We start from the raw sequence: 12,681 nt of genomic DNA on the forward strand, positions 1-12,681 counted from the left end.
AGGTCCATCATGTCAAATCAGTATTTAGATCCAAATTTAAAGGTGTTTACACTCAATTCCAATCCTGCGCTAGCAGCAGAAATTGCAAAGGTCATTGGTGTAGAGCTAGGAAAATGTTCGGTTACTCGTTTTAGCGATGGAGAAATTCAAATCAATATTGAGGAAAGTATCCGTGGTTGTGATGTGTTTATTATCCAATCGACTAGCTCACCAGTTAATGAGCATTTAATGGAGCTATTGATTATGATTGATGCGCTTAAAAGAGCATCTGCAAAATCAATTGGTATCGTAATGCCTTATTACGGGTATGCACGTCAAGACCGTAAAGCGAGAGCTCGTGAGCCAATTACAGCTAAACTAGCAGCTAATTTGCTTGAAACAGCAGGAGCTACTCGTGTGATTACACTGGATCTGCATGCACCACAAATTCAAGGTTTCTTTGATATTCCGATTGATCACCTTATGGGTGTTCCAATACTATCTCAGTACTTTAGCAAGAAGGATCTAAGTGGTGACATCGTTGTTGTTTCACCTGACCATGGTGGGGTAACGAGAGCTCGTAAAATGGCAGAAAGACTTAAGGCACCAATTGCAATTATTGATAAGCGTCGACCTAGACCAAATGTTGCTGAGGTTATGAATATTGTTGGTAACATCGAAGGAAAGACTGCTATATTAATCGATGATATTATTGATACAGCAGGAACCATTACTCTTGCTGCAAATGCACTTGTCGAAAATGGTGCGGCTGAAGTGTACGCATGCTGTACACATGCCGTACTATCTGGTCCTGCGATTGAAAGAATTGAAAACTCAAAAATTAAAGAGCTTGTTGTAACAAACTCGATTGCGTTATCGGAAGAGAAGAAAGCGTCTAAGAAGATTAAGGAACTATCCGTTGCTGAGCTTTTAGGAGAGGCTATTATCCGTGTTCACGAAGAACAATCAGTAAGTATCCTGTTTGATTAATAAAGTGATGAGGCTTGCTATTAGTGCAAGCCTTATCTGTTTAGGTTAAATTAAAATTTTCTACGTTTAGACTTTCCTGTTTAAGGGCATTTTTTATAAAGAGACCTTAATATTGGAAGGAGAAAACGATTTTGACTACGCAATTACATGCACAGGAACGTGAGGATTTCCGTCAATCCACTTTGTCAATTATGCGTCACGAAGGGCAAGTGCCAGCAGTTGTATATGGCGCTAATGTAGATAGTAAAGCATTATATATAAATGCTAGCGATTTCCTAAAAACGATTCGAGAAGTGGGGAGAAATGGTGTGATTTCTCTTGATCTTGATGGAGAAACATACGATGTCATTTTATCGGATTATCAAATGGATCCAATAAAAAAGGAAATACTACACGCTGATTTTCTAGCTGTGGATATGTCAAAAGAAATACAAGTAAATGTTCGTGTTACACTTGTAGGTGAGGCAGCAGGTGTGAAAGATGGTGGAGTTCTCCAACAGCCATTACATGAGGTAAGCATTACTGCCACACCAGCGGACATTCCTCAAGTAATTGAAGTAGATGTTAGCGGTCTACAAGTTGGTGAGACCATGTCTATTGCTGATATCCAAGAACGTACGTCCTACCATATTAACAATGAAGATGAAGAGACGATCGTGTCTATTCTCCCTCCTAGACAAGAAGAGGAAATTAGTACTGGTGAGGAACAAGAACCAGGAATTCCTGAAAATCTAGAAGGAAGAGAGACAGAGGCTGTCGAATAAATAAAGATAACAAAGAAATCACTACAGGGACTGACCATAATTGTTTGGCCAGCCCCTTTTGATGTTGTAAGAGGTGAAACATGAAACTATTTATCGGTTTAGGCAACCCTGGAAAACAGTTTGATCAAACAAGACATAATGTAGGATTTGAAGTCATTGACCATTTATCTAGTGAATGGAATATTAAGCTTGATCAATCGAAATTTAAAGGGACCTATGGAGTTGGTTATGTAAATGGGGAAAAGGTTTTTCTATTAAAGCCATTAACTTATATGAATTTGTCTGGAGAGTCTATCCGTCCGTTAATGGATTACTTTAATATTTCTATTGAAGATATCGTTGTAATATATGATGACCTTGATTTGCCAGTAGGGAAGCTCCGATTAAGAGAGAAAGGCAGTGCTGGTGGTCATAATGGTATAAAGTCCTCCATTGCTCATCTAGGAACACAAGAGTTTAAACGTATACGTGTGGGAGTTGGAAGGCCAACAAATGGGATGAGTATTAGTGACTATGTCCTTAGTAGATTTACGAAGGAAGAACAAGAAACCATTAACCTCATCGTGAAAAAAAGTGGGGAAGCATGCCTGGACTGGCTAAAGGACCCTTTCTTGCAAGTAATGAACCGTTATAATCAATAATCATACGAAATCATGAATCTTCGGTTATCATTGTTGTGTGGACGACATAACGTATATAAGTAATGAATGAATAAGATTTGTCCTAAAAGGTCAATACTAATCCTAATGAATTGTTTACTAGGAGGGACAGGCATGGCCATTCATTACCATTGCCGACACTGCGGACATACAATGGGTACAATTGAGCAAAACACTTTAGAGACTGAAAGACTAGGGCTTCACAAACTGAATGGTGAAGAGCGACTCGATATGGTAAGTTATGATACAGAGGGAAATATGCATATTAAATCGATTTGTGAAGATTGTCAGGAGTCGCTAGAAAGAAATCCGGACTTTCATGGACAAGACTATCTTATTCAGTAAAACGCTTTGGAGAAACATCCAAAGCATTTTTCTGTTTTTATATTACATACATATGTAGGTATTGGGAGGAGGGCATACATGTTAGCAATTAAGCAACTTTTCAGTGAACTAGATGATACAAAATCCGTCCTTTCTGGAATAGAAGAGGGTATTACTGAACAGCTCATAGCAGGGCTATCTGGTTCTGCAAGAACCGTATTTTTGGCTTCTGTGTATGAGCGTATGAAAAAACCAATGCTCATCGTTACTCATAATCTGTTACAAGCTCAAAAGCTATACGATGATTTAATTCAGTTGGTTGAGGTAGATGAGGTCTTCCTTTACCCAGCTAATGAACTTATAGCAGCTGAGATGAGTATTGCTAGTCCAGAATTAAAAGCCCAGAGAATTGAGGCTTTGAATTATTTAAGCAGCAATGCAGGTGGAATTATTATTGCTCCTATTGCTGGAGTTAGAAAATATCTTCCGCCGCTCGAGCTTTGGAAATCCAAACAATATACGATATCGCTTGGGCAGGATATTGAGCTAGGTGAGCTCAGTCTTCAGCTTGTGAAAATGGGGTATGCAAGGTCTGAAATGGTAGCAGCACCTGGTGAGTTTAGTGTGCGTGGGGGAATTTTAGATATTTATCCCCTTACTGAAGCGGACCCGATTCGGGTAGAGTTTTTTGATACAGAAGTAGATTCTATCCGCACGTTTTCGTTGGAAGACCAACGATCAAAGGATAAATTGTCTACGGTTTTTATAGGACCAGCAACGGAATCTCCACTAGATGATTCCCATTTTCCAATAATCGCTCAAAGGCTTGAAGAGCATCTAGCCAGAAGTTTGAAAAAATTGAAGGATGATAAAGTAAAAACTTTACTGTCTCAAAACATTGGCTATGAAATCGAACAACTAAAGAATGGTCAAAGACCAGAGCAGTTATTTAAGTACTTATCATTCGCCTATGAGAAGTCAAACAGTCTATTAGACTATTTGCCGAAAAACGGTCTTATTTTTGTTGATGAAATTAGTAGAGTTCAGGAAATGAGCGATTCTTTGGATAAAGAGGAGGCAGAATGGTATACAAGCCTTCTAGGGGAAGGAAAGATTGTCCATGATATTCCTGTGTCTCACCATCTGAATGGAATGCTACAAAAGTCTAAAAAATCAATTGTATATATGTCACTTTTTCTAAGACACGTTCCTAATACAAATCCTCAAAATATTATTAATGTCACTTGTAAGCAAATGCAGAATTTCCATGGGCAGATGAATGTGTTAAAAGGGGAAATTGAGCGTTGGAAAAAAGGGAAGTACTCTGTCATTTTTTTAGGAGAAGATCGTGAGAAAAGTAAGAAGCTAGAAAGAGTGTTAGAAGACTATGAAATTGAAGCGGTTGTTGCGAATCAAAAGCAGGATATTTTAAAAGGGAAAGTCCAAATTATGCAAGGTGGACTTCAAACCGGCTTCGAGTTACCCATACAGAAAATTGTTGTAATAACAGAAGAAGAGCTTTTTAATAAGCGTTCGAAAAAAACAACTAGAAGACAAAAGTTATCGAATGCAGAGAGAATTAAGAGCTACTCAGAATTAAAAGTGGGCGACTATGTTGTTCACGTGAATCATGGGATAGGGAAGTATCTTGGTATAGAAACCCTTGTGATAAACGGAGTGCATAAGGATTATTTACACATTCGCTATCAAGGAACCGATAAGTTATATGTTCCTGTGGAGCAAATTGATTTGGTTCAAAAATATGTGGGTTCTGAAGGAAAGGAACCGAAAATATATAAGTTGGGTGGAAATGACTGGAAACGGGTAAAAACGAAGGTTCAGTCATCTGTTCAAGATATTGCTGACGATCTTATTAAGCTTTATGCAGAAAGAGAAGCTTCGGTCGGTTATGCCTTCAGTCCTGATGGAGATATGCAGAGAGAGTTTGAATCAGTATTTCCATATCAAGAGACAGAGGATCAATTGCGTTCTATCCAGGAAATTAAAAAAGATATGGAAAGAGAGCGCCCGATGGATCGACTCCTTTGTGGGGATGTGGGTTACGGAAAAACAGAGGTTGCCATTCGTGCTGCATTTAAAGCAATAGCAGATGGGAAGCAGGTTGCTTTGCTCGTGCCAACTACAATCTTAGCTCAACAGCATTTTGAGACCATGAGGGAGCGGTTTCAGGATTATCCAATCAATATTGGTTTATTAAGTCGTTTTAGGAGCAGAAAGCAACAGAACGAAACCATTAATGGTCTAAAGGCAGGTACGGTAGATGTGGTGGTAGGAACTCATCGAATTCTTTCAAAAGATATTACGTATCGCGATTTAGGACTATTGATTATTGATGAAGAACAGCGTTTTGGGGTTACACATAAGGAAAAGATTAAGCAGTTAAAAACAAATGTGGATGTGCTCACATTAACGGCTACTCCAATACCGAGAACTCTTCATATGTCGATGCTCGGAGTAAGAGATCTATCAGTCATTGAGACTCCCCCAGAGAACCGTTTCCCGGTTCAAACCTATGTTATGGAGTATAACGGCGGACTAGTAAAAGAAGCGATTGAAAGGGAATTAGCTCGTGGAGGGCAAGTCTATTTCCTTTACAATCGTGTGGAAGATATTGAAAGAAAAGCAGAAGAAATCAGAGCGCTTGTTCCGGATGCACGTGTAACGTACGCACATGGGAAAATGACGGAGAATGAGCTTGAATCGGTTATGCTAGGGTTTTTAGAGGGAGAGTCGGATGTGCTTGTAAGTACGACGATTATTGAAACAGGAGTAGATATTCCTAATGTAAATACCTTGATTGTATTTGATGCTGACCGTATGGGACTGTCTCAGTTGTATCAGCTAAGAGGACGTGTTGGACGATCTAACCGGGTGGCATATGCGTACTTTACCTATAGAAAAGATAAGGTATTAACGGAAGTTGCAGAAAAGAGACTTCAGGCCATTAAAGAATTTACGGAGCTTGGGTCCGGATTTAAAATAGCCATGCGAGACTTATCCATTCGTGGAGCTGGAAATCTATTAGGTGCCGAGCAGCATGGATTTATTGATTCTGTCGGATTTGACCTCTATTCTCAAATGCTTAAGGAAGCCATAGAGGAAAGAAAAGTAGGTATCGATAAAGAGGTTGTTATAAAGCCTGTGGAGATTGATGTGGAAGTAGATGCCTATATACCAGACACATATATTCGTGATGGTAATCAGAAAATAGAAATGTATAAACGATTCCGTGGACTATTAACTCTTGAAGATGTACAAGAGCTTCAAGAGGAGATGATCGATCGATTCGGTGAATTCCCGGATGAAGTGGCATACCTGTTCCAATTATCTGAATTAAAGGTCTATGCGAGAATGGCTGGTGTAGAGACCATTAAGCAAAGTAAAAATGAAATCAATATCCTTGTCTCAGAAGAGGATAGTTCTCAAATAGATGGTCAAAAAATATTTGAGGTAAGTAGTCAATTTGGCCGTATGGTTGGACTTGGAATGGAAGGTAGTAAATTAAAGATGGTCCTTCATATTAAGGGAGTTGGGCTAGATCAGTGGCTAGACGCTGCTTTCAAGATGATGAAAGGTCTTCATAATGCAAGGAAGGATCTAGGAAGTATAGTCTCTTAAGAGATAGATACTAGCATAGTAATGTTTAATTGAAATGGTAAGGGGTAAATAAAAAAGTAAATTGGTTTATTTATCCTTTATTGTTAATTTTAACATTTTAGAGAAAAAACTATGTAAGTGTATAGAACTTTCCATATGAAAGATACTAAGTTCAAACAATGGCAATCATTTCACAACGTAGAGAGATGGATGCCAAACGTTTAAATCATCAGATGAAAGTGAGGCAACGTTGGATGAAAGCAACTGGTATTGTTCGTCGAATCGATGATTTGGGTCGTGTCGTCATTCCTAAGGAAATCCGCAGAACTCTTCGAATTCGTGAGGGAGACCCGTTAGAAATTTTCGTTGACCGCGATGGAGAGGTGATTCTAAAGAAGTATTCTCCAATCAGCGAGTTAAGTGACTTTGCGAAAGAATATGCAGAGGCTCTATACGATAGCCTAGGAAATCCAATCTTAATTTGCGACAGAGATGCTTACATAGCTGTTGCGGGTAGCTCAAAGAAGGACTATTTAAATAAGAATATTAGTGATCTTGTTGAAAAAACAATGGAAGACAGAACGTCGGTCATTATTACACAACAGGGTGAAGTCGCATTAATCGATGGAATTGAAGAAACGATTTCTTCATACACCGTCGGTCCAATTATCGCAAACGGTGATCCTATCGGCGCTGTTATCATCTTCTCGAAAGAATCCACGATCGGTGAAGTAGAGCGTAAAGCTGTAGAAACAGCGGCTGGATTCTTGGCAAGACAAATGGAATCATAAAAGTAAGGATTTAAGGGAAAGAAAGAGGTAGCGATATCAGCTACCTCTTTTTCCGTCTTATCATGTATGCATGTCTCCGATATGCTATAATAACTCCGAATTACATAAATTGGGGGTGAGGGTGGTGAAACCCCTTAAAGAGTCACATACCATACTAAAGGGAACTTTACTTCTTACCGTTTCTGCACTTATTATCAAAGTGCTAAGTGCATTTTATCGCATTCCCTTTCAAAACCTAGTTGGGGATGTTGGATTTTATATTTATCAACAAGCCTATCCCTTCTACGGAATGGCTTTGGTGTTATGTACATACGGTTTTCCTGTTATTATCTCTAAACTTTATATCGAAAAAATGAGCGTAAAAGATGTTCGAGGAGCAAAGAAGCTAATTGTAATCTCCTCATTTCTTTTATCATTGATTGGAGTCATCCTATTTGTAGCTTTATTTTACGGTGCTCCTTATATAGCCTCTTTTATGCAGGATCCACAAATTGCACTTCTTTTAAAGGCAATTTCTTTTATCTTTCTTTTACTCCCGGTTTTATCTATTTTGAGAGGGGTTTTCCAGGGAAGTGGTGATATGAAGCCAACGGCAATATCACAAGTCAGTGAACAGTTTATTCGAGTCAGCACCATTTTAGTGGTTGCCTTCGCCCTAAGGAACGATGATCTCTATAAAGTGGGAGCAGGAGCCATGTTCGGATCTATTGTCGGAGGGCTAGTAGCCGTGTGCGTATTGCTTTTCTTTTATAAAAAAAGACAAAAGTATCTCCCGGTGTTTTTCGAAAAAACCTCCATTCCATCGTGGTCTGAAGCCAAGGGAATAATAAAAATACTTTGCATCCAAGGATTTGCTATTAGTGTAAGTAGTATGCTTCTCTTATTTATTCAACTTGCTGATTCCCTAAACCTGTATTCGTTATTATTAAAAATAATGACAAACGGACATACAGCAAAGGAGATTAAGGGGATATATGATCGAGGAGTTCCTCTCATTCAACTCGGGACAGTAGTAGCTACATCGATGTCTTTATCTCTTGTACCACTCATCTCTAGTGAAAAAGTGAAAAACAATATGAGAGTCCTACATGATCGAATTCGTTTGTCCTTGCTTATTAGTATAATGGTTGGATTGGGAGCAAGTATTGGACTTCTATCCATTATCGAACCGACCAATATTTTTCTGTTTCAAAATAGTGAAGGGTCATCCATTCTTGCTATGCAAAGCACCATCATCCTTTTAAGTTCACTTATTATCACTTTATGTGCCGTACTTCAAGGACTGGGACAAATCGTATTTCCTGCGATAACAATTGGTCTTGGATGTTTGTTAAAATACTTTCTTAATATGTATTTCGTGCCACTTTTTGGAGCGTATGGTGCGGTCTTTGCTTCTGTCTTATCGCTTGTTATCATGAGTTTCCTTTTGTTTATTGTTCTACTAACAAGGGTAAAGGGAGAGATTATGAAAGGAAAAGAGTTGGTAAAGGTTGCAGTAGCCGCTTTCATCATGTTTTTAATATTAAAAGGGTACCACTGGCTTATGGATTATTTCCTAAATGAACCAAGTCGAGTCGAGGCTGGTTTTGAGGCAATGGTTGGGGTCCTTATAGGTGGACTGAGCTACCTAATCATTATAGTAAGATTACATACTTTTAAAGAGAGTGAATTAAGTTTATTGCCTCTTGGAAGCAAACTAATACAATTACTTCCGAAAAAAAATAGGAGTTGATGAATTTGAATAAAATCCAGATCGTTGGTCTTGGTGCAGGTGATATGGATCAGCTGCCCCTTGGCATATATAAACGATTAAAACAAAATAAGAGCGTATTTCTTCGAACGAAAGAGCATCCAGTAGTGGATGAGTTAGTTAGAGAAGAAGATTTTCAGTTTACTTCTTATGATCATATATACGAAGCAAAAGATACATTTGATGAGGTATATGAATCTATATGTGATGATCTTATAGCAAAAGCCAATGAGGGGTCACTTATATATGCTGTTCCCGGACATCCCCTGGTTGCTGAACGTACGGTTCAAATTCTGTTAGAAAGAGCGAGTGAGCTACAAGTAGAGATTGAGGTTATAGGAGGTCAAAGCTTTTTAGATCCCTTGTTTCAAGCAGTAAAAATCGATCCGATTGAGGGATTCCAATTATTAGATGGAACAAATCTGAAACGTGATGATATTCATATGAGTCAGCATCTGATTATTGGGCAGGTATATGACACTTTTATTGCCTCAGAAGTGAAATTAACACTAATGGAAAAATACCCTTTTGACCATGATGTGGTCATCGTAACAGCAGCTGGTACATCTAAAGAAATAACCAAAAAGGTACCACTGTATGAGCTTGACCGGGAAGTGACATTAAATAATTTAACCTCCGTATATGTACCACCTGTTCAAAAAGATGAGTTATCTTATAAAGAGTTTTCTAAGTTAAGAAACATTATTGCTGAACTTCGTGGACCAAATGGCTGTCCTTGGGACAAAAAGCAAACACACCAATCCTTAAAAAAGTACCTGATCGAAGAGTCGTATGAGTTAATTGAGGCAATAGATGAAGAGGATATTGACCACATGATTGAAGAGCTTGGAGACGTACTGCTTCAAGTCATGTTACATGCGCAAATTGGAGAGGACGAAGGATATTTCTCGATTGATGAAGTGATTGAAGGAATATCCGCTAAGATGGTTAGAAGGCATCCTCATGTGTTTGGTGATGTTACCGCCGAAACCGCTGATGATGTGTTGAAAAATTGGCAAGCGATTAAAGTGGAAGAAAAAGGGGAACAAAAAGTTTCTATTCTTGATGGTGTAGGTACACATTTACCTAACTTAATACGTGCATATGAATTGCAAAAAAAAGCGGCAAAAGTTGGATTTGATTGGGAAAATGTATTGCAAGCATGGGAAAAGGTAAAAGAGGAACTAATAGAGTTTGAGGAAGAACTTGCTAAGGAGACGCATACAGATGACTTACAGAAGGAATTGGGAGATATCTTATTCGCTCTGGTCAATATTGCTCGGTTCTTACAAATCCAGCCTGAAGAGGCATTATTCCAAACCAATCAAAAATTCTTGCGGCGCTTTGCCTTTATTGAGGCTAAGGTACATGCTAGTGGGAAAACGTTCGATGAATTTACGTTAGAAGAGCTGGATCAATTTTGGAATGAAGCAAAAAAAGAAGAACAATGAGGAGGAGTTTCCTATGAGATTAGATAAATTTTTAAAAGTCTCACGTCTTATTAAAAGAAGAACACTTGCGAAAGAGGTTAGTGATCAAGGGAGAATTACAATTAATGGTCAACAAGCAAAAGCGAGCTCAACCGTAAAAGTGGGAGATGAGCTGGCTGTCCGATTTGGTCAAAAGATCGTAACGGTAAAAATTGAAAAGCTTCAAGAAACTTCTCGAAAAGAGGAAGCAGCAGATATGTATAGCCTTGTTAAGGAAGAGAAGGTTGAAGAAGCCGTTGAGTAGCTAGAAGAGGATTCGTATATTTGCGTTTCAGTTCTAATTGAATCATCTCCTTCATACATATGTACAAAAGGTTGTACAAAGTGATTGTGAGGGATGAGAGAATGAGCCAATATTATGACACAAATACTTCAAAGGGAACTACGTTACCAGATCATGATGTCATCATGAGGGGGCGTAGACTTTTAGACATCACAGGTGTGAAACAAGTTGAAAGTTTTGATAATGAAGAGTTTCTGCTTGAAACCGTAATGGGCTTTCTTGCCATTAAGGGTCAGAATCTGCAGATGAAAAACCTAGATGTTGATAAAGGAATTGTATCCATTAAGGGAAAAGTTTTTGATCTTGTGTACTTAGATGATCAGCATGGGGAGAAGGCTAAAGGTTTCTTTAGCAAGTTATTCCGATGACACTTACCACACAATTTTTAACAATGATTTCCATGGCCGCCATGGGAAGCTATCTAGGTGCTGCGATTGATACGTATAATCGTTTTTTGTTTCGATCAAAAAGAAAGTCTTGGCTTGTATTTTTAAACGACATATTCTTTTGGGTTCTACAGGGTTTGATTTTTTTCTACGTTTTATTTGTCATTAATCAAGGAGAATTAAGGTTTTATATTTTCTTGGCCATTCTCTGTGGGTTTGCAGCTTACCAAAGTCTCTTAAAGCGTGGGTACGCAAGAGTTTTAGAGATTATCATAACCATGATAATCTCTATTTATCGGTACGCTGTAAAAATATTTCTTATGCTCATTTATAGACCCATTGTCTCTCTCTTGCTAGGCTGTGTAAGTCTGATAACGATAATAGGAAAGGGGCTTTTTGTACTTGTAAAGTGGACAATCCAGTTCATTTGGATGATAATTAAGCTTCTTTTTACCCCTGTCAAATGGCTCTTGATATTATTTTGGAATTTATTGCCGAAACATATTAAAAAAACCGTCGAGAAGTTATATAATAAGTTAGCAGGATATTATCAGGTAATAAAGAATACCATTATTAACGTTCTTTCTAGATGGAGAAAGAACAAAGAGTAAGGAGGGAACGCCGAGGTGAGTGTTGTCAGAAAACGCAATATAACAAAAATACCGTCACAATATGTGCAGCATCAAGAAATGGCAGTGATCCAAAATGCAAGAAAAAGAACGCTGCTTATAAGAAGGCTATCTGTTTTTATCGTAATCGTAGGGTTAGCAGCATACTTTATCGTATCTACACTCCTAAGGCAATCCGCGACTCTAGAGGCAATGAAGGAAGAAAAGCAAAAGGCAGACGAGGAACTAGTCGCCTTAAAAAAAGATGAAACGATCCTTAAAGAGGAAATCATTAAGCTTAATGATGAAGAATATATCGCTAAATTAGCAAGAAAAGACTTCTTTCTTTCCGATAGTAACGAGATAATTTTCAACCTCCCAACGGAAAAAAAAGACAAGGAAAAATGAACCAGTGACTCGGCTTATTGACACGCTTTTTTTCCTTTCTGTATAATATATATAAAGTATGATTTTTTATATTCTTAAGGAGGAACATTCTTTTTATGTCAATCGAAGTAGGCAGCAAGTTACAAGGAAAGGTAACAGGCATTACAAATTTTGGAGCTTTTGTAGAGCTACCGGAAGGATCAACAGGTCTTGTTCACATTAGTGAAGTTGCAGATAATTATGTTAAAGACATTAACGACCATCTAAAAGTTGGTGACCAAGTTGAAGTCAAAGTCATCAATGTTGAGAAAGATGGAAAGATCGGTTTATCAATTAAAAAAGCTGTAGATCGACCTGAGAGACCTGAACGCAGCTCTCGTCCAGAAAGATCGGAAAGACCACCGTATCGCGGTGGCGGAAATGATTCAAGAGGGGCAGGACGTCCTCGTCAAGGGAAAACAAATGATAGAATGCCTCCTAAAGAGAACTTTGAGTCTAAAATGGCTCGTTTCTTAAAAGATAGTGAAGATCGACTGTCTTCTCTTAAGCGCAATACAGAATCTAAGCGCGGTGGAAGAGGAGCTAGAAGAGGGTAACTTGCTGCTGATACATTAATAAATATGAAGGCAAGCCGAAAAACGGCTTGCCTTTT

Annotated in this window: 13 protein-coding genes; all 13 read left to right on the top strand. The window is 38.4% G+C overall.

The genetic code is table 11. The features are described 5' to 3' along the window. Positions 1 to 9: 9 nt before the first annotated feature. Positions 10 to 969 carry a ribose-phosphate diphosphokinase gene (locus tag MKX65_RS00305; protein ID WP_160548422.1) on the top strand — a complete coding sequence of 320 codons (960 nt, stop codon included), beginning with the start codon at positions 10 to 12 and terminating at the stop codon, positions 967 to 969. Between the two features lie 131 nt (positions 970 to 1,100). Beyond that, entirely contained in the window at positions 1,101 to 1,733 is a 633-nt protein-coding gene (locus MKX65_RS00310) for a 50S ribosomal protein L25/general stress protein Ctc (protein WP_160548423.1), read from the top strand. A gap of 80 nt (positions 1,734 to 1,813) precedes the next feature. After that, entirely contained in the window at positions 1,814 to 2,374 is a 561-nt protein-coding gene (gene pth, locus MKX65_RS00315) for an aminoacyl-tRNA hydrolase (protein ID WP_160548424.1), read from the top strand. Between the two features lie 132 nt (positions 2,375 to 2,506). Beyond that, a complete protein-coding gene (locus tag MKX65_RS00320; protein WP_160548425.1) occupies positions 2,507 to 2,737 on the top strand; it encodes an anti-sigma-F factor Fin in 231 nt (76 codons plus the stop codon). A gap of 78 nt (positions 2,738 to 2,815) precedes the next feature. Then, positions 2,816 to 6,355, top strand: a complete 3,540-nt coding sequence (gene mfd / locus MKX65_RS00325; RefSeq protein WP_160548426.1) for a transcription-repair coupling factor — start codon at positions 2,816 to 2,818, stop codon at positions 6,353 to 6,355. Between the two features lie 233 nt (positions 6,356 to 6,588). Continuing rightward, the gene (gene spoVT / locus MKX65_RS00330; RefSeq protein ID WP_160548451.1) at positions 6,589 to 7,125 is read left to right on the top strand and encodes a stage V sporulation protein T; all 537 of its coding nucleotides are present in this window, start codon (positions 6,589 to 6,591) and stop codon (positions 7,123 to 7,125) included. A gap of 124 nt (positions 7,126 to 7,249) precedes the next feature. Then, complete coding sequence (locus tag MKX65_RS00335; protein WP_340901751.1) at positions 7,250 to 8,857, top strand: putative polysaccharide biosynthesis protein; 1,608 nt, start codon at positions 7,250 to 7,252, stop codon at positions 8,855 to 8,857. A gap of 5 nt (positions 8,858 to 8,862) precedes the next feature. Continuing rightward, complete coding sequence (mazG, locus tag MKX65_RS00340; protein ID WP_377057348.1) at positions 8,863 to 10,326, top strand: nucleoside triphosphate pyrophosphohydrolase; 1,464 nt, start codon at positions 8,863 to 8,865, stop codon at positions 10,324 to 10,326. 13 nt (positions 10,327 to 10,339) lie between these two features. After that, the gene (locus tag MKX65_RS00345) at positions 10,340 to 10,609 is read left to right on the top strand and encodes an RNA-binding S4 domain-containing protein (protein ID WP_119706218.1); all 270 of its coding nucleotides are present in this window, start codon (positions 10,340 to 10,342) and stop codon (positions 10,607 to 10,609) included. A gap of 101 nt (positions 10,610 to 10,710) precedes the next feature. Beyond that, positions 10,711 to 11,016, top strand: coding sequence for a sporulation protein YabP (gene yabP, locus MKX65_RS00350; protein ID WP_160548429.1), 306 nt, complete (start codon positions 10,711 to 10,713; stop codon positions 11,014 to 11,016). Beyond that, entirely contained in the window at positions 11,013 to 11,645 is a 633-nt protein-coding gene (gene yabQ / locus MKX65_RS00355) for a spore cortex biosynthesis protein YabQ (protein WP_160548430.1), read from the top strand. The genes yabP and yabQ overlap by 4 nt, the downstream gene beginning before the upstream one ends. A 15-nt stretch (positions 11,646 to 11,660) precedes the next feature. Beyond that, entirely contained in the window at positions 11,661 to 12,050 is a 390-nt protein-coding gene (locus tag MKX65_RS00360; protein WP_340901754.1) for an FtsB family cell division protein, read from the top strand. A 95-nt stretch (positions 12,051 to 12,145) separates the two neighbouring features. Continuing rightward, entirely contained in the window at positions 12,146 to 12,625 is a 480-nt protein-coding gene (locus tag MKX65_RS00365) for a S1 domain-containing RNA-binding protein (RefSeq protein ID WP_160548431.1), read from the top strand. Positions 12,626 to 12,681 lie beyond the last annotated feature (56 nt).

The organism is Robertmurraya sp. FSL R5-0851 (genome assembly GCF_038002965.1).
Classification (GTDB): Bacteria; Bacillota; Bacilli; order Bacillales; family Cytobacillaceae; genus Robertmurraya_A; species Robertmurraya_A beringensis.

What these genes read in the sequence shown, in the direction of transcription:
- MKX65_RS00305 (WP_160548422.1), top strand. Translation starts at nt 10, where the DNA reads ATGTCAAATCAGTATTTAGATCCAAATTTAAAGGTGTTTACACTCAAT.
- pth (WP_160548424.1), top strand. Translation starts at nt 1,814, where the DNA reads ATGAAACTATTTATCGGTTTAGGCAACCCTGGAAAACAGTTTGATCAA.
- MKX65_RS00320 (WP_160548425.1), top strand. Translation starts at nt 2,507, where the DNA reads ATGGCCATTCATTACCATTGCCGACACTGCGGACATACAATGGGTACA.
- mfd (WP_160548426.1), top strand. Translation starts at nt 2,816, where the DNA reads ATGTTAGCAATTAAGCAACTTTTCAGTGAACTAGATGATACAAAATCC.
- spoVT (WP_160548451.1), top strand. Translation starts at nt 6,589, where the DNA reads ATGAAAGCAACTGGTATTGTTCGTCGAATCGATGATTTGGGTCGTGTC.
- MKX65_RS00345 (WP_119706218.1), top strand. Translation starts at nt 10,340, where the DNA reads ATGAGATTAGATAAATTTTTAAAAGTCTCACGTCTTATTAAAAGAAGA.
- yabP (WP_160548429.1), top strand. Translation starts at nt 10,711, where the DNA reads ATGAGCCAATATTATGACACAAATACTTCAAAGGGAACTACGTTACCA.
- yabQ (WP_160548430.1), top strand. Translation starts at nt 11,013, where the DNA reads ATGACACTTACCACACAATTTTTAACAATGATTTCCATGGCCGCCATG.
- MKX65_RS00365 (WP_160548431.1), top strand. Translation starts at nt 12,146, where the DNA reads ATGTCAATCGAAGTAGGCAGCAAGTTACAAGGAAAGGTAACAGGCATT.